The sequence below is a fragment of the Desulfatitalea tepidiphila genome (genome assembly GCF_001293685.1).
GTDB lineage: Bacteria > Desulfobacterota > Desulfobacteria > Desulfobacterales > Desulfosarcinaceae > Desulfatitalea > Desulfatitalea tepidiphila.
Genome location: NZ_BCAG01000001.1, coordinates 44,820 through 61,699, shown reverse-complemented (window position 1 = coordinate 61,699; position 16,880 = coordinate 44,820). Strand labels below are relative to the sequence as shown.

Sequence of the window (16,880 nt, the reverse complement as noted above, 5' to 3'; positions counted from 1 at the left end):
GTATACCGTTTTCGGTCGCGGTGCACCCGAGGTGAACCGGTCGCTACGATGCCAGATGGTTGAACATCACGCCGTCTTGATGACGCGACCCGATTTGATACAGTCGGTGCAAACCAGGATCTTTCTGGGACGACCGTCCTTTAGGGCGCGAACGCTCTGCAAGTTGGGCTTGAAACGACGTTTGGTGACGTTGTGGGCGTGGCTGACATTGCTTCCCACCATCGGCTTCTTTCCACAGATTTCGCATTCTCTGGCCATTGGATCTCTCCGCTACGCTCGATATCATCAAAAAAATTGAAATAGATTCACCGGGGTGGCTCAACCCGTGGTATCACGCCGGTCGAGTCGGCCGGTATAGCTCGATAGACGAATTTGGCTTCATACCCCCTTTTAAGAGTCCTGTAAAGCTCTTTTTTGGATGCCCAGTGATTCTAACTGAACGCTATTCATTAAACCCGGCGTGGTTGGAACAGGTGGCCGATGCCACACGCCAAGCGGTCAAGAGCCAGTAAAATGCACGGCGGGCGACCCAGAAACTCGCTGCGCTCAAACAGTCTGGACCGCTTGTCCGCCGTTTGCATTCAACTGGCTCTAAGACCGCTGGCTCACGTGGCCCTGGCCACCTGGCCCATCCACGCCTGCCATATCCCTTGCGATGCGAATTTTTGTATCAAAAAACTTTTGAGGGGCGCGCCCGTCAAGGGGAATCGCATTCTGTTAGAATTGCTGCTGGATACCATCCCCCGGAGCCGGGCCTGTGTTTCTCGGATTAAGGGGATTTCTCATCCACCGGTTGGTAGGCTTCACAAGCGGCGATATACAGAAGAGCCTCACGATGAAACCCGACGTCCGGGTACTCGTTGATCACCGCAAGGAATCTTTCCAGGGCGGCCGCGTAAACACCATGGCGAAAATAGTACCGTCCCACGTAAAATTCATTGCCCGCCATGCTCTTGAAGCAGTGGTGAATATTGTTTTGGGCTTTCAACGCATAGGGATCATTGGGAAACTGACCAATGAGGCGACGAAACGTTTCCAAGGCTTTGCGAGCCGGGGTTTGATCCCGATCGATGGCATCGATCTGCTCGAAATAGCACATACCGATCTGGAAAACCACATACGGCGTCGCTTCGTTGCGGGGGTGAAGACGCTCGAACTCTTCATAGGCGGCCACAGCCTCAGGATATTCCTGAAGGTGGTAATGCGCATCGGCGATTTTCAACTCAGCCAGTATGGCATAGTTACTGAACGGATACCAATCTTTGAGCTGACCGAAGGCTTCTATGGCCTGCTTGTAGTTTCCTTTGTCATAGGCTTCGACGCCTTCCTGGATCAACTCGTCGGCCCGTTTTTCCTGGCCGTCCTTTCCAAACCAGGCACATCCGGAGCAGACCACCATGGCCGCCATCAGAGAAATTGCAAGAAAACGTATCGCCTTCATGGCGATCAAAGAATGTTCTTGAGGGTGTCTTCCAGTTTGGTTTTGGCAACCATACCGGTGATCTGGTCCACCACCTTGCCCTCTTTGAAGAAAATCAGGGTGGGAATGGCCTTGATACCGAACTTGCCCGGCGTGACAGGATTGTCATCGACATTGCATTTCGTGAATTTCACTTGGTCGCCATAAGTTCCGGCTAAATCTTCGAGCACCGGGCCGATGGCTTTGCACGGCCCGCACCATGGCGCCCAAAAGTCTACCACGACGGGTTTGTCAGACTTTAAAATTTCGCTGTCAAAACTGCTGTCACTGATTTCCATGATCCCTTTTGCCATAGCGTTATCGTCCTTTCTATCAAGGCGTTCGTTTGAAAAAGCCAAAAATAATATGAACCCCCAGGGTTGTCAACACGCACGGCGGCTTTAATCCCGGCGGATCGGTCGCAGACCCGCTACTCGGGCTCGGAAAAGGTATTGGCCCAGGCACAGGCCTTTCGATAGGCCTCCGTGAGATGATCCGAGGGGATCTTCAAAGCTTCGGCCAGGCGCCCGACCAATGCCCAAAGGCCTTTCTCGTAGTTTTCCACTAACGCCAGGTATCCGATCAGTTCGCCCCGCCGATCGCACAGAGCACTTTTGATGCTTTCAGAGAGGGGCAGCTCTTTCATCACCCGAGCCATTGGCTGATCGACAATGGCGTCGATCAGCGAGAACATGCCGAGGGTAAACAACTCACCGGGATCGCAGCGCTGATCGGCCAATGCACCCAGCAATTCGCAAAACTTGCCGCGGATGCATGAAACCCGAATCAGTTCGTCCGGTTTGCCCTTGGCAAGGTTGGACATGGCAATCAGGGAGACGAATCGGCGTATTTCCGCCTCGCCCATATAGACCAGGGCCTGCTGGATAGAGGTGATCTGCCGGGCCTTGGCAAAAAAGGCTGAGTTGATATATTTCAATAGCTTATAAGAAAGGCTCACATCTGGAGCGATCAATTTCTCCAGTGTGGAAAAGTCAAAATCGGTCCGGTTCACTGCGGCCATGATCTGCAACAGGTTCAGCTGGGACCCGGAAATCTGCTTTCCTTTGACCAGCTCGGGCTTACAGAAGAAAAATCCCTGGAAAAAATCGAACCCCATCGCTTTGGCCTGTTCGAACTCCTGGTACGTTTCGATTTTTTCGGCCAGCATGTTCAATCCATTGCGACGGGGAATCTGTTCAAGATAGGAGGCGATCTGGTCAGCCGACGAAAGCCTGAAATCGAACTTGATGATGTGGGCTAGATCGATCAGGGGTCTGAGTTCAGGGGTATAGGCAAAATCGTCCAGCGCCAGCGTGCAGCCTTTTTTCACCATCTCCTGGCAGGCGGCGATCAATTCCGGGGTGGGGCGAACATTTTCCAGGATCTCTATGACGGTTTCTCCGGTGGGCAACAACAGAGGAATCTTTTTAACCAACAGGTTCTCGGTGAAGTTGATGAAGGATTTTTTGCCGCCGCTCAAGGCATCGATCCCGATGTTGAAAAAGGTGTTGCCCAGGACGGTCGAAGTGGCGGTGTCTCCGTCTATTTCGGGTGTAAACCGTGCCGTGGCATCCCTGAAGAGCAATTCATATCCGAATATTTTTTTCCGACGGTTGAAAATCGGCTGTCGGGCAACGTAGGCGTCCATGATCTCATTCATCCATTGGATATCCGGTTGGATATCCGGTTCAACACCTGTTCGAATCTTGAATCAATATCGGTTGGCGGTGGGGAAACTTAAACCCGTCGGCAACCGGGGCCTTTGACACCCGCCGCAGGGTCTGATAGCCATGGGCCGACAGTCATTTCGATGGCGGACCTGCCGAACCACATCATTTGTAATAACCAGGAGTCCTACGATGGAAAAAAAAATAATGATCGGCGCCATGATTTCTGGCGGCGGCACCAATCTGCAGGCGATCATCGACGCCTGCGAATCGGGCAGGATCAACGGCGAGATGGTCTTCGTGGGGTCGGACAATCCGAATGCAGCGGGCCTCGGGCGGGCCCAACGGCATGGGATTCCGAGCTTCGTGGTCGATTACGGTGCCATCATCCAGGCGTACAAGGAGGCCCCAGAACGGCTGAAACTACCGTCAGATTTCGACATCGACGAATTAATCAAAAAACAAAACCTGTTCAAAACGGACGGTCAACGGAAAACGGTGGAAAGGTTCTTGACCACCCGCGCCATCGCCGAGTCCCAGCTCCTGGAAAAAATGGCCGGCTATCCGGTGGATCTATTGGTCCTGGCGGGGTTCATGCGCAATCTGACGCCCTACTTCATCGACCGCTTCAATACCGATCCGGGACATCCCCGCATCATGAACATCCATCCGGCCCTGCTGCCGGCATTTCCCGGCGTGGATGGTTATGGCGACACCTATCGTTATGGATGCAAAGTCGGCGGCTGCACGGTTCATTTCATCGATTACGGCGAGGATTCCGGTCCGATCATCGGCCAGCGCTGTTTCTCCATCGCGGAAGAGGACACGCTCGACGCGATCAAGCGCAAAGGGTTGGAACTGGAGTGGCAGCTCTACCCCGAATGCATCCAGCTGTTCGCTGAAAACCGTCTGCAGACGATCATAATGACCCATCGGCTGGACAATGGGCAGGTGGTTCAGCGTCGGGTGGTCAAAATCGTCGAGCAGGAGTAAAACCGGTTCATAGTAAGGATCACAGCAACTGCATCATCATGGGGAAGGCCACAAATGTGCCCGCGGCGCTGCCCAGATTGGTAAAGGCAACCACCAGCAGAATGCGCGTGACCTTGTTGCTCCAGAAACCACGCAGGGACTGAATATCCTCCTGGAGGCGCTCGAAGTCCTTCACCTGGGGTTTGCGCGAAAAGGCTTCCACCAGGCCTGAGACCCAGCCGGCAGCGATCATGGGATTCAAGGAGGTCAGGGGGGCCGCCAACATGGACGAAAGAATCGTCATGGGGTGAGCCCAGGCAGCCAGCGCGCCCAGGCCGGCCAGCAGGCCATTGGCGCCGATCCACCACATCACCATGCCGGCGCCGACCTCTGACCCGCCCCTGAAAAAGCCATAGGCCATCAAAGCAACGATGATCGCGGGAATGCCCCATTTGAAGAGGGATCCCAGACGCCCCTTGGGCGGCAGGGTTTCCAGCTCCCCGATCGACAATGGCTGGGACCAGTATTTCAATATGCCCGGCACATGGCCGGCGCCCACCACGGCCACGATCTTTTGTCCGGGTGCGGTGCGAATTTTGGCGGCCAGGTATTGATCGCGTTCGTCGATCAGCGTCTTGCGAATGGTGGGCAGGGATCGGCCCACTTCAGCCAGGATCGTCTCGAGCATGTCCTGCTGTTTCAAACGCTCCACCTCTTCGGCGCCGATGTCGTCCACATCCCCAAAAGAGAGTATCAGCTGGAAAATCAATTTGATGCGCGCCCACCAACCCATCTGGCGCCAGGTGCGCGAAAGGGTAACGCGCACGTCACGGTCAGCCAGATGAACAGTCGCCCCGATCGCCTCGGCCGACTCGATGGCCTGGATCATCTCCTGTCCGGGACGAATATCCAGCTTGGCGGCGATACGTTTTTGAAAAGCGGCCAGGATCAGATTGGAAAGCAGCAGAAACGACTTTTTTTCCCGGATCACCTTGACGATGTCCATCTGCTGCCAGCTGTCCTTCTGGCGCAAGGTTTGGAACCGGCCGGCGCACAGCTCGACACACACCGTGTCGGGCCCCTCCTGGTCGATCACGGATTGCACAAGCTCCACACTCTGTTTGGAAACATGGGCCGTACCCACCAGGAGAATGTCCTTGCCCTCATAGGCAAGGCGATGAACGGGATCAGTGTTGTTTTTCGAATCCATCGATATTATAGGTAACCTTTTGTGCGTTGATTGGCGTGCACGTCCGGGGGAAGGCATCGGGGGAAACTCCATCGGCCGGCAGGCAAAGCCGGATCAATATATACGCTTAACGAGAGATGTCAACGGCATCCAGGAGGCATCCGGGCATGGGACCCCAAGAATCAGCGAATTTCATCATTTCCGAAGAACCGTTCTATCTGAGCAGCGCCAATGAAATTCAGCTGTTCGAAGCGGCTTGGCGGGCCAAACTGCCGGTCATGCTCAAGGGGCCCACCGGCTGCGGAAAAACACGCTTCGTGCAGCACATGGCCTGGCGCCTCAAACGGCCGCTGGTCACAGTGGCCTGTCACGAAGATCTGTTCGCGTCCGACCTGCTGGGGCGCTACCTGCTGCAACACGATGAGACGATCTGGGTGGACGGCCCGCTGACCCGCGCCGTTCGCATGGGAGCCATCTGCTACCTGGATGAAATCGTCGAGGCACGCAAGGACACCACGGTCGTGATCCATCCGCTGACCGACGATCGCCGTATGCTCAGCATCGACAAGAAGGGCGAATTGCTCCATGCCCATGAAGACTTCATGCTGGTGATCTCGTACAATCCGGGTTACCAATCCGTGCTCAAGGATCTCAAGCAAAGCACGCGCCAGCGATTCGTCGGCATCCAGTTCGACTATCCGCCGGCGGAACAGGAGGCTGGCATCGTGGCCACCGAAGGCGGCATCGCACCGGAAATGGCCGAACGCCTGGTCAACCTGGCCGGCAAGATCCGCAATGTCCGGGAACAAGGGTTGACCGAAGGCGCAAGTACCCGCCTCCTGATCTATGCCGCCCAGCTGATCCGGCGCGGTATCCCGCCGGCCCAGGCCTGCCAAACGGCCGTTTGCCTTCCGCTGACCGACGATGACCGCCTGCAGGAGACCCTTGCCGATCTGATCGCCGATCTTTTTTAGCACCCATCCATAAAAGATGGATGGGCCTTTGTCCGGCTTTAAAAGCCGGTCAGGTATCGCGCGGCATCGCCCTCTGCATCGTGAAGCGTGGCAAAACGCATCACGCCCACCATCTCGAAGATCGCCTTGAAGTTTTCGGACAATCCGACGATCGCCACTGGCAATTTTTCCCGGTTGATGATCGCCAGATGGTTGATCAGCTCTGCGATCCCGGTCCCATTGACGGCGGCATTGTCCGCAAACACGAACAAGACGCCTCGCGTGGCCTCCTGCAAGGCGCGTTGACAACAAGAGTTGAGATCTTCGCGGTTTTCCCGTCGCAAGGTTCCCTGTATGAGGATGCGGGCAAGACCTTCTTCAAATCCTATCGACAAGCGGCAGCCCATGGAAAGCGGATTTTTCAACCGGTCGAGTGCGCGCCGCAGCGCAGATTCCAAGGCGCTGCGCTTGATCGGTTTATTGATAAAATCCGTGGCGTCCAGGTTCAGCGCCTGAATGGCGAGATCCATATCGCCATGACCGGTAATGACGATCACCTCGGTCTGCGGCGACAGGTGCTTGATCTGTTTCAGAACCTGAAAACCATCCATCTCAGGCATTTTGAGGTCGGTGAAGACGATGGACGGGACCTCTTGTTCAACCATATCCAATGCCGATCGGCCGTTTTCCGCCAGCAGGACGTTGTATCCGAAGGCCTTAAGGAAAAGATTGAACATGGTGAGCGTGGCGCGTTCATCATCGACGACCAAAACGGTGGGCAAATTTTCTTCCATGGCGTTCCGCATCCTTTTCCAAGGGAGTCAAACCGGCGGCCACAGCAAAAAATAGGCCGATATGCGCGACCGACGGACCCCTGGGTGATTTACATTCAGCATACACCATTTCAAGCGCTCAAATCAGTATTTTTGTCGTGATATGTTCAGATGAATGTTCAAGGGGAAGGCGACGATCCACAATTGGATGTTTTCAGGCCAACAGGGATCTGTTAGAATTAAACCGATTTTTTGATGCCTAATGTACGGCTGAACCTTTCCGGCAGTGCCGGATGACGAGCATGCAACCCATATCTGTCTGTCTGGCCACCATCAACCCGTTGCGATGGCCTTGCCTGGTCCCCAGACCTCGCCTGTGGGAAGGGTTGCGGTCTCAGCCGGCAAGGGGTCCTCTTTTTATTCAGGGTCAGGCAGCCCAGGGCAAAACAAGCCTGGTCGCCGACTTTCTCAAGTCGCAAAACGCCAACATCGTCTGGATCGCCATCGAAGAGAGCAGTAACGCTGCCGAGGCTTTCGCCACGCAGTTTCTTGACGCATTGGCCCATGCCTCGCCCGCAGCGCTCAGCCTCCGCTCGTTGGATCACGCGTCCCCACCGCAGCAAGCGCTGGAACGCATCTATGACGAACTGCCCGAAGGGCTGGAAATCGTCATCGACGGCCTCGACCGTCTGGCAGCCGGTTCACCAGCCTACGATCAAATCGGTGAGTTGTGCCGCAGAAGCACAGGCCGCTGGCGTCTGTGGCTCCTGTCTCGACGGGCAGAAACATTCTCGGCCCTCGGAGAATGGATCGTGGCCGGTCGATGGGTGTTGAACAACGAGGATTTGGCCTTCACACCGGCCGAGACAGACCAATACTTCCGACACCTCCATGGACTCGAACCGGATCCGGATTGGATCGACCGGCTGCACCGTCTGACCGATGGCTGGGCTGGCGGCTTGGCACTGATAACCCGCGCCCTGGCACAGCGGCCCCAGATGTCGGGCGACGGTTCCCTGGAATCTCTCCTGGAGACACTTTCCGTGGACGCGGCGCCGTTTTTCGATGCCGAGGTTTTCGGCCGGATCTCCGATCATCAGAGACACCTCCTGTTGCAACTCTCTCTGCCGGACCTCATCGATCCCGAACTGCTTCGAAAGATACCGGACATGGCTGCCGGACCGACCCTGATCCGTCATTTTTCCGAAAATTCGGGATTCCTTCATATTGTGGGTCATGGCCAGGAGGCCCCCCTCCGCTATCGCTTCACCCCCCTGTTCCGGGAGTATTTGCACACCCGGATGGCCATGGATCTCGCGCCGGAAGAGCGACAGAGATACTGCCACGACCTGGGACTGGCTTACGACACCCAGGGCGAACTCAAGGCGGCCATCCCCTGGTACCTCAAATCGGGCAATCCCCTGAGCGCCGCCGAGGCGATCAAGGGGGCCGGCATAGACATGATCATCGAAGGACGGCTGGCCCGACTCGAGTTCTGGCTGACCCAACTGCCCTCGCAACAGATCCAATCCGACCCCTGGCTCTTTCTGCTCCTCACGCTGGCGCGCCGCCTCAAAGGCCAGGCCAGATCCGTGGCGGATTACCGTGCGGTTTGGGAGGCGTTTCAAACTCAAAAGGACATGCGCGGGTGCATGTTGACCGCGGCCTTTTCCATAGAGGCGCTGGTTTTTCAAGGACGCACGCCCGATGATATCCTCACCTGGATCCGCAGGGGTGAAGCGCTACTATCCGTGCAAGGCGAGGTACCCTATCATGCCTGGGCCAAGTTGCTCCTCTGGCTGCAGATCGCTTTTGGATATATCGCCGGAGGCCTGGATCTGGCCAGGGGAATGTCCGCCGCCCGCAATGCATCGCTGCTGGCCGGCAAGATGGGCAATGCCGGTTTGATCGCCCAAGCCAGCATCATATTCAGCCTGGGCTTGATCGATGAGGGCCGATTCGACCAGGCCCGGGCTCGGCTGGCCAAGGCCGTGCCCGAATCCGAATCGCTATCCGAATCCCCGCCTGCGTTGACCTGGGATATCCTCAAGCGCCTGGCCACCGTGGATATGGATCGACGCCATGGAGATCTGAACGGCGCGGAGATGATCCTGCCATCGGTGCGCACCGACATCGAGACCCATGGTCTCGTCTTTCTCTATCCGCGCTATGTGGAAGCCACCGGCATGATCCAGATTGCCCGGAAGGCCTGGATCCCGGCCCGACTGACGGCCCGCCATTTTCTGGATGTGGCGCTACTGTCCGGCAGCATGCACTTCAAGGCCCTCGCCCATCGATTGAACGCTCTGGTGGAATACCATTGCGGGAACCATTCCCAATCAGCCGCCGCAGCCGACCGCGCTCTTAAGATGATGGAGGATACAGGCGTCGACATCCTGCCGGCCATGCAAGCCCGGCAATTGCGGGCCATGGCCGCCCTGCACCTGGACGACCATTCCCAGGCCCTGATGCTGCTGAACCGCGCCAGGGGTTATTTCGAAGCCACGGCCAACGCCCCGGCGCTGGCCGAAACCCACCTGATGCTGGCCCTTGCTCATGATCGGGCCAACAATCTGAAGGCTGTCCAGCTACATCTGGATCAGGGGTTCAACATGGCGGCCGGGGAAAAGATATTGCCCTTTGTCGTTCTGAGTCCCGGTGACCGAGAAGCAGTTTGTGCGATGGCGGATCGAAACAATGAATCCTTGGGCCGGCCGGCGTCATCGAGCCCGCCGAGCCAGGAGCGTGTCGAGGTCCATCCGGTGGGGCTTCATACCACCCTCGCAGCGCTCTTTGACGCTGACGACCGACCCCAGGCGCCACCGGGTTGGCTGGACATCCGCACCTTCGGCGGTTTCGCGGTACTGCGCGACGGCCGGCAGCCGATCACCGAACGCCAGTGGGGCGGCAATCGCCCCAAATTGTTGTTCAAGGCCTTGCTCGTCCATGGATTGCGTGAGATCCCCAGGGACATCATCATGGACAACCTCTGGCCTGAAAGCCTCCCTTCCTCCGCCCGACAAAATTTCAAGGTCACGCTGCATCGGCTTCGTAAATCCCTTGAGCCAGACCTGAACAGCCACCAGAGTTCAGCTTTCGTGCACCTCAAAGACAACCTGATCTCCCTGGACAAATCGCGATGCCGAGTGGACCTGGAAGAGTTTCTCGTCTGCTGCAAAGAAATCAAACGTCATCTGGCCGACGGAACGGTGGAGCAGATCCCGCCCCTGGGCCATCACCTCGTGGCCCTCTATCAGGGCGATTTCATGCCCGAAGAGCCCTATGCCCCCTGGATGGAGATGAAAAGATGGGCGCTGAGGGACACTTATTTCGAAACGGTTCTGGCTGTCAGCTCGGTGTACCGCGACGGGGGCCAACTGGAGGCGGCCGCTGATTGCTGCCGGACCGCCATCCAAATTGACCCGTTCCAGGAAAGGGTCATCCGGGAGCTGATCATGCTCTACACCCGCCTGGGACGACACAAAGACGCCAGAGATGTGTTCGAGCAGTTCCGATCCGCCTTGAAGATGGAATTGGGCATGGAGCCGGACGGCGAGATGCTTGCCCTGATCAAAAATGGCCCGGTCAATGCCTGAACGGCTCGGCTCACTTGTTCATGGCGGCCAATTGAGCGGCAATCAGGTCCAGCTTGGGGCGGGTGTTGATATCGTTGACGTGCACGTAGGTGATGATTCCCTTCTTGTCGATAAAGACGAGGGCCCGTTCGGTCATGCCGTCGCCGCGCAGCAGGCCGTATTGATCGGCCACAGCGCCATGGGGCCAGAAATCCGACAGCACCGGAAACCACAACCCCTCCATTTGCCGGACCCAGGCGAACTGACTGGGCGTATTGTCGGTGCTGATCCCTAATACGACGGCGTCATGGTCCTCGAACAAGCCGCGTGCCAGATGGTATCCCGGCCATTGATCCGAACAGACCGGTGTCCAGGCAGCCGGAACGAAGGACAGCACGACATTCTTTTCCCCTCGATAATCGCTCAGGCGAATCGTGCGACCGTCGATGGCCGGCAAGGTGAAGTCCGGCGCGATCTGTCCGGCCGTTACCTTCACACGGCTGTCGATGCTCTTGAGTGGACCGGGGTCAAAAATCTTCTCCTTGTAGGCCGTCGACTGCGCCAAGGCCGTACCCCATAAAAACACGAGCAGCAGAACGAGAGAGAGAGACATACGCTTCATCACTATTTTCCTCCTTTGATTCCGCTGGCCTTGATGATGTCCGCCAAAAAGCCCTCGACCGATTCAAAAGCCCCCAAGTGCGTAAAAAATACGATGGGTTGACCGTCGGCACCCCGTTTAATACCGACGAAAAAGGGAGTGCGCACTTCGCCGAATGCTTTGTGAATCGTGAAGTCTCCGTCCGAAAACAAGGGGAAATCAATTTGATAAGACTTGCGGAAGTAATCGACTTCGTAATCCGAGTTCCCCACGCCGATGCCGATCAGCTTGACGCGACCGGCCAACGCCTTGTCCTCGGCAATCCGCTTAAACAGGGTATTCACCTTGGGCGCTTCGAGCTGGCAAAACGGACAGTACATGCTGAATATTTCGATGATCACCACATCGGCGTCGATATCACCGACGGTAAATTTGGATTTTTTTGCATCCACCCCCAGATAGGCGAGTCCGCCCTGGTCCTGGGGGGTGGACAATTCAAAGCGCGGCAACGGGTTCTGGGGAGAAATCACGTCAGACGCTGCCTGGCCCATCGAAACGGCGAGGACGAAGCCCAACACCACCCAAGCCCATACTTTTTTAAGCATAATCCCCCCTCTTCTATATGGTTAAATATTTTATATCTCAATGCGGTTGCTGGGAATAATCAAGCAAAAAAACAGCCTTTCCCCGAATTGATCTCTTTCTAGGCTCAAAACTTTCAGGATTAACCCGATCTGTAACCTTTCCGTAACCTTTCCGTAACTTCCAACTGCTATGAGGGAATATGTTCGCCATTCCTTCCTGCCGCGCCTCTCTGTGCGAAGGCCGCACAGCTCTTTGCGCAGAGATGTTTGAGCCACGCAATGTTTAAACCATTCAAGGAGGTGCCGTCCATGAAGCTTGACCGAAGGCAGTTTATTCAAATTTCAGGTGTCACCGCAGCAGGGGTGGCCGTCAGCCGGTTCGGTTTCGATCTCAGGCCGGTCAAGGCGCATGCCAGCCTGCTCAAGATCCAGCATGCCAAGGAGACCAAGACCATCTGCTGTTACTGCGGCGTCGGTTGCGGCGCCATCGTCTCCACCAGCCAGGACGCCAACGGCCGGGTCATCAACATCGAAGGTGATCCGGAGCATGTGATCAATCGCGGCTCCCTCTGCAGCAAGGGGGCCAACCTGCGCCAACTGGTGGAAAACAACAAACGGCTCATTCAACCCCTTTACCGTGCGCCGAACAGCGATAAATGGCAGGAGGTCTCCTGGGACTGGGCGCTGGATGCCATCGCCCAACGCGTCAAGGCGACCCGGGATGCATCCTTCATCACCCAGAACGCCCAGGGACAAACCGTCAACCATACCACCGCCATCGCCTCGGTGGGGAGCGCGGCCCTGGACAATGAGGAGTGCTGGATCTATCAGGCGATGCTGCGCGCCCTGGGCCTGGTGTACATCGAACACCAGGCACGTATCTGACACAGCGCGACTGTTGCGGCTCTGGCAGAGTCGTTCGGACGCGGCGCGATGACCAATCATTGGATCGATCTTAAAAACAGTGATTGCATTTTAATTATGGGCAGCAATGCTGCCGAAAACCACCCTGTCTCCTTCAAGTATGTCACAGAAGCCCAGAGCAAGGGAGCCAAACTGATCAGCGTGGATCCCAGGTTTACGCGGACCTCCTCACGGGCCGACATCTATGCCTCTCTGCGATCGGGCACCGACATCGCTTTTCTGGGTGGCATGATCAAATACATTCTGGAGAAAAAACTCTTCGACGAAGCCTACGTCACGGCCTACACCAATGCCGCATTCATCGTGGGCGAAGCTTATAGCTTCAAAGACGGATTGTTCAGCGGCTACAAAAAGGGAGATCAGAAAAAGGACGCGGCCCTGGGCAGCTACGACAAGAGCACATGGGCTTTTGAAATGGACGACCAGGGCGTTCCCAAGATGGATCGTACGCTCAAGCACGAACGCTGCGTTTTCCAGTTGCTGAAAAAGCACTTCAGCCGCTACGACATGGATACCGTATCCAAAATCACCGGCACGCCCAAGGCAGACCTGCTCGAGGTCTACCAGACCTATGCGGCCACCGGCGCCACCGGCAAGGCCGGCACCATCATGTATGCCATGGGCTGGACCCAGCACACGGTAGGCACCCAGATCATCCGCTCCATGTCGATCATCCAGCTGCTGCTGGGCAACATGGGGGTGGCCGGCGGCGGTGTCAACGCCCTGCGCGGCGAGTCCAACGTGCAAGGCTCCACCGACCATTGCCTGCTCTTTCACATTTGGCCGGGTTATCTGCAAACTCCGAACGCAGCGGATGCGACGCTGCAGCAATACCTGGATCGCGCCACGCCCGTCAGCAAAGATCCCCTCTCGGCCAACTGGTGGCAGAACTACCCCAAATATGCGGTCAGCCTGCTCAAGGCCTATTTCGGGGACAAGGCCGCCAAAGCAAACGATTTCGGCTTCGGGTGGCTGCCCAAACTGGAGAAAGGGGTCTCCTATTCCTGGCTCGATCTCTTCGATGCCATGTACAAGGAACAGATAAAAGGCCTGTTTGCCTGGGGCATGAATCCGGCCTGCAGCGGCGCCAATTCAAACAAGACCCGCGAGAGCCTCACCAAGCTGGACTGGCTGGTCAACGTCAATATCTTCGACAATGAAACCGGGTCGTTCTGGAAAGGCCCGGGCATGGATCCCGCCAAGATCAAGACCGAGGTGTTCATGCTGCCGGCCGCCGTTTCGGTGGAAAAGGAGGGCAGCATCACCAACAGCGGTCGCTGGATGCAGTGGCGCTACCGGGGCCCCAAACCCATGGGCAACAGCAGGCCCGACGGCGATATCATCATGATGCTGGGCCACCGTCTCAAACAAGCCTATGCTTCTGGTGGCCAATTCCCCGATCCGATCATCAACCTCAAATGGGACTACGAAACCGACGGCGAGTTCGATGCCCACAAGGTGGCCAAGGCGATCAACGGCTACTTCCTGCAGGATGTGACCGTCAAGGACACGGTTTACAAGAAGGGCACGCTGGTGCCCAGCTTTGCTTTTCTGCAGGCCGACGGCAGCACCAGTTCGGGCAACTGGCTCTACTGCAACAGTTACACTGAAAAGGGCAACATGGCTGCCCGGCGCGGCCAGAAGGACGCGGAAAACGGCATCGGTCTCTATCCCGAGTTCGCCTGGTGCTGGCCGGTCAACCGGCGTATCATTTACAACCGCGCCTCGGTGGACCTGAAGGGCAACCCCTGGAACGACAAACGCTGGGTCGTGCGCTGGGACGGCACCAAATGGCTGGGAGACGTTCCCGACGGCGGTTGGCCGCCATTGGACGACCTGAGCAAGCCCAACCCGGCCAGTCGTTATCCGTTCATCATGCAGAAGCACGGTCATGGACAGATCTTCGGCCCCGGCCGTAACGACGGCCCGTTCCCCGAGCACTATGAACCACTGGAATGCCCGGTGGAGAAAAACTTCCTCAATCCACTGTTGACCAATCCCACGGCCGCCGTTTACGGCACCGCCGCCGACGCCCATTTCTCCTGCGACCCAAGATTCCCCTATGTGGGTACGACCTACCGTGTCAGCGAACACTGGCAAAGCGGCGTCATGACCCGCTGGCAACCCGGCCTGCTGGAGCTAGAGCCCCAGGTTTTCGTGGAGATGAGCGAGGAGTTGGCCAAACTCAAAGGGATACAAAATGGCGAACGGGTCAAGGTCAGCTCGGCACGCGGCAGCCTGCAGGCCACGGCCATCGTCACCAAACGGTTCAAACCCATGAAGATCGGGGGCGGGATTGTCCATCAAGTGGGCGTGCCCTGGCATTTTGGCTGGCGCTGGCCCGAGAGCCGGGTGGAAGAGAGCGCCAACCTGCTGACCCCGTCGGCTGGTGACGCCAATACGCGTATTCCCGAATCCAAGGCCTTCATGGTCAACGTGGCTAAGCTGTAAAAGGAGGTGGTCTGCCATGAGTTACGCATTTTTCATCGACACCACACTGTGTACCGGCTGTCGTGCATGCCAGGTCGCCTGCAAGCAGTGGCATGACCTGCCGGCCGAAGAAACCCTCAATCGCGGGACCCATCAAAATCCGCCGGATCTCTCCGATCGCACCTATAAGGTCGTGCGCATGAACGAGGTGGTCATCGAAAACAAGCTTCGGTGGCTCTTTTTCCCGGAACAGTGCCGTCACTGCATAGAGGCGCCCTGCCTGGAAGCGGCCGGAGAGCCGACGGCGATCTACAGGGACGATGCCACCGGTGCCATCCTCTACACTGCCGAGACCCGTCATCTGGCGGCCGACGATATCATTGCGGCCTGTCCCTACAACGTGCCGCGCAAGGGGCCCGACGGCGTGCTCTACAAATGTGACATGTGTATCGACCGGGTCCGCAACGGCCTGCAGCCGGCCTGCGTCCAGACCTGCACCGCCGGCGCCATGCATTTCGGTAAACGCGAATCGATCCTGGCCACGGCCGAAGAACGACTGGCCAAGGTGCGCAAGCAGTTTCCCAAGGCCTCCCTGGCAGATGCGGACGATGTCACGGTGATCTACCTGCTCGCATTCGACCCCATGCAATACCATGAGAATGCCATCGCTTCATCCGAGTTTCAGGGCATCAGTCGTCACATGGCATTGAGACGCATGATCCGGCCGTTTTCCCGTGCGGTTGCCGGCCTATCCGGATGATCGATTCCATTTGACGTGTCTGCGGCGGCGGTGACCCGGTGTCACCGCCGCCGCATCGCTCCCCATCATCCAATTATTCCCAGGAGACGTTCCATGCTGCTCCCCGAGCGACTGTCCCCCAGCCAATTGACCCAACTGTTTGAAACGGTCCACACCACAAAACCAGCATACGCCGAGATCTGCTCGCTTTTGAAAAAAATTTTCAGTCTGCAGGAAGGTGGCCTGTCCGCCTGCCGCCCGCCTGTCATGTCCATCGTCGAGACGCGCCTGGATGCCCAGCGGCAGGGCGGACTACCCCTGATCGAGAAGGGACAGATCTTAGTGGATTGGCCCTCCATGGAATCTCTTTTTCAGCGCCTCTGCGCAGCGGCGCTCGGGGAAAACGCTCTCATGGAGGCGGCCGGAACGACCCTGCTGGAAAGGTGCCAATCGGGGAAATTGGATCTGAAACACTTCGGAACCCTGCTGATGAACGACGATTGGCCGCTATTCGAACAGCAAGCCGTGGGTTCCGATCTTCAGTCGGAAGTACTGGCCTTGTTGACCTACCACAGCATCTGGCCGTCGGTGGCCATCCACCTGAACGGATTGAAAGGCCATCTGCCGGAAAACGAAGATTGGCAACTGGGATACTGCCCCTTTTGCGGCAGCCACCCCATGCTCAGCTTGCTGGCCGAAGATGGCGGTCGCTCGCTCGTCTGCAGCTTTTGCCGACACACCTGGACGGTTCCCCGGATTTTCTGTCCATACTGCCAAAACCGGGACGCAGAAACCCTGGGTTACTTCTTCTCCGAAGCGGAACCCGAATATCGCGTGCACACCTGCCAGAAGTGCAAGAGCTATCTCAAGTCCATCGATCTGCGGCAGCTCCTGCGTCCGTTTCATCCGTTTCTCGAGGCCGCCATCACCGCGCATCTGGACATGCGCGCCCGTGAGGACGGATATCTGGACAGGACACCGGTCTGGGTCAACATCGGGTAACATGAATTCCAC

At 57.2% G+C, this 16,880-nt stretch carries 14 protein-coding genes; 6 read left to right on the top strand and 8 right to left on the bottom strand.

The window, feature by feature from the left end; all coding sequences use genetic code 11:
- Positions 1-66: 66 nt before the first annotated feature.
- The 4 genes from rpmB to DFT_RS00270 all read right to left on the bottom strand — a co-directional run bounded on the left by rpmB (position 67) and on the right by DFT_RS00270 (position 3,119).
- Positions 67-258: a 50S ribosomal protein L28 gene (rpmB, locus tag DFT_RS00285; RefSeq protein ID WP_054029254.1), complete on the bottom strand. Its 192-nt coding sequence runs from the start codon at positions 256-258 to the stop codon at positions 67-69.
- A gap of 511 nt (positions 259-769) precedes the next feature.
- Positions 770-1,441, bottom strand: coding sequence for an outer membrane protein assembly factor BamD (locus DFT_RS00280; protein ID WP_076750339.1), 672 nt, complete (start codon positions 1,439-1,441; stop codon positions 770-772).
- Positions 1,442-1,446: 5 nt separating this feature from the next.
- Complete coding sequence (gene trxA, locus DFT_RS00275) at positions 1,447-1,773, bottom strand: thioredoxin (protein WP_054029253.1); 327 nt, start codon at positions 1,771-1,773, stop codon at positions 1,447-1,449.
- 116 nt (positions 1,774-1,889) lie between these two features.
- Positions 1,890-3,119 carry an EAL and HDOD domain-containing protein gene (locus tag DFT_RS00270; protein ID WP_054029252.1) on the bottom strand — a complete coding sequence of 410 codons (1,230 nt, stop codon included), beginning with the start codon at positions 3,117-3,119 and terminating at the stop codon, positions 1,890-1,892.
- Between the two features lie 199 nt (positions 3,120-3,318).
- Between DFT_RS00270 and purN the strand changes: the two genes are divergently transcribed.
- Positions 3,319-4,119, top strand: coding sequence for a phosphoribosylglycinamide formyltransferase (purN, locus tag DFT_RS00265; RefSeq protein WP_054029251.1), 801 nt, complete (start codon positions 3,319-3,321; stop codon positions 4,117-4,119).
- Positions 4,120-4,138: 19 nt separating this feature from the next.
- Here purN and DFT_RS00260 read toward each other — a convergent pair whose 3' ends face one another.
- Positions 4,139-5,308, bottom strand: a complete 1,170-nt coding sequence (locus DFT_RS00260) for a TraB/GumN family protein (RefSeq protein ID WP_054029250.1) — start codon at positions 5,306-5,308, stop codon at positions 4,139-4,141.
- A gap of 146 nt (positions 5,309-5,454) precedes the next feature.
- On the opposite strand from DFT_RS00260, the gene DFT_RS00255 reads away from it, so the two are divergent.
- Entirely contained in the window at positions 5,455-6,261 is an 807-nt protein-coding gene (locus DFT_RS00255; RefSeq protein WP_054029249.1) for a CbbQ/NirQ/NorQ/GpvN family protein, read from the top strand.
- A gap of 38 nt (positions 6,262-6,299) precedes the next feature.
- On the opposite strand, the gene DFT_RS00250 is transcribed toward DFT_RS00255, so the two are convergent.
- On the bottom strand, positions 6,300-7,034 hold the full coding sequence (locus DFT_RS00250; protein WP_054029248.1) for a response regulator: 735 nt from the start codon (positions 7,032-7,034) through the stop codon (positions 6,300-6,302).
- 281 nt (positions 7,035-7,315) lie between these two features.
- On the opposite strand from DFT_RS00250, the gene DFT_RS00245 reads away from it, so the two are divergent.
- On the top strand, positions 7,316-10,609 hold the full coding sequence (locus DFT_RS00245; RefSeq protein ID WP_054029247.1) for an AfsR/SARP family transcriptional regulator: 3,294 nt from the start codon (positions 7,316-7,318) through the stop codon (positions 10,607-10,609).
- Positions 10,610-10,619: 10 nt separating this feature from the next.
- Here DFT_RS00245 and DFT_RS00240 read toward each other — a convergent pair whose 3' ends face one another.
- Together DFT_RS00240 and DFT_RS00235 are read right to left on the bottom strand one after the other, a co-directional pair.
- The gene (locus DFT_RS00240) at positions 10,620-11,210 is read right to left on the bottom strand and encodes a peroxiredoxin (protein ID WP_054029246.1); all 591 of its coding nucleotides are present in this window, start codon (positions 11,208-11,210) and stop codon (positions 10,620-10,622) included.
- A gap of 2 nt (positions 11,211-11,212) precedes the next feature.
- Positions 11,213-11,794: a peroxiredoxin family protein gene (locus tag DFT_RS00235; protein ID WP_054029245.1), complete on the bottom strand. Its 582-nt coding sequence runs from the start codon at positions 11,792-11,794 to the stop codon at positions 11,213-11,215.
- Between the two features lie 288 nt (positions 11,795-12,082).
- On the opposite strand from DFT_RS00235, the gene fdnG reads away from it, so the two are divergent.
- From fdnG to DFT_RS00215, 3 genes are all read left to right on the top strand, one after another.
- The gene (gene fdnG, locus DFT_RS00225) at positions 12,083-15,148 is read left to right on the top strand and encodes a formate dehydrogenase-N subunit alpha (RefSeq protein ID WP_083453231.1); all 3,066 of its coding nucleotides are present in this window, start codon (positions 12,083-12,085) and stop codon (positions 15,146-15,148) included.
- A gap of 16 nt (positions 15,149-15,164) precedes the next feature.
- Complete coding sequence (locus DFT_RS00220; RefSeq protein ID WP_054029242.1) at positions 15,165-15,887, top strand: 4Fe-4S dicluster domain-containing protein; 723 nt, start codon at positions 15,165-15,167, stop codon at positions 15,885-15,887.
- A gap of 93 nt (positions 15,888-15,980) precedes the next feature.
- Positions 15,981-16,868, top strand: a complete 888-nt coding sequence (locus DFT_RS00215; protein ID WP_054029241.1) for a formate dehydrogenase accessory protein FdhE — start codon at positions 15,981-15,983, stop codon at positions 16,866-16,868.
- The last annotated feature ends 12 nt before the right edge of the window (positions 16,869-16,880 follow it).

Coding starts and splice junctions, on each gene's coding strand:
- rpmB (WP_054029254.1), bottom strand. CDS start 258: ATGGCCAGAGAATGCGAAATCTGTGGAAAGAAGCCGATGGTGGGAAGC.
- DFT_RS00280 (WP_076750339.1), bottom strand. CDS start 1,441: ATGAAGGCGATACGTTTTCTTGCAATTTCTCTGATGGCGGCCATGGTG.
- trxA (WP_054029253.1), bottom strand. CDS start 1,773: ATGGCAAAAGGGATCATGGAAATCAGTGACAGCAGTTTTGACAGCGAA.
- DFT_RS00270 (WP_054029252.1), bottom strand. CDS start 3,119: ATGAATGAGATCATGGACGCCTACGTTGCCCGACAGCCGATTTTCAAC.
- purN (WP_054029251.1), top strand. CDS start 3,319: ATGGAAAAAAAAATAATGATCGGCGCCATGATTTCTGGCGGCGGCACC.
- DFT_RS00260 (WP_054029250.1), bottom strand. CDS start 5,308: ATGGATTCGAAAAACAACACTGATCCCGTTCATCGCCTTGCCTATGAG.
- DFT_RS00255 (WP_054029249.1), top strand. CDS start 5,455: ATGGGACCCCAAGAATCAGCGAATTTCATCATTTCCGAAGAACCGTTC.
- DFT_RS00250 (WP_054029248.1), bottom strand. CDS start 7,034: ATGGAAGAAAATTTGCCCACCGTTTTGGTCGTCGATGATGAACGCGCC.
- DFT_RS00245 (WP_054029247.1), top strand. CDS start 7,316: ATGCAACCCATATCTGTCTGTCTGGCCACCATCAACCCGTTGCGATGG.
- DFT_RS00240 (WP_054029246.1), bottom strand. CDS start 11,210: ATGAAGCGTATGTCTCTCTCTCTCGTTCTGCTGCTCGTGTTTTTATGG.
- DFT_RS00235 (WP_054029245.1), bottom strand. CDS start 11,794: ATGCTTAAAAAAGTATGGGCTTGGGTGGTGTTGGGCTTCGTCCTCGCC.
- DFT_RS00220 (WP_054029242.1), top strand. CDS start 15,165: ATGAGTTACGCATTTTTCATCGACACCACACTGTGTACCGGCTGTCGT.
- DFT_RS00215 (WP_054029241.1), top strand. CDS start 15,981: ATGCTGCTCCCCGAGCGACTGTCCCCCAGCCAATTGACCCAACTGTTT.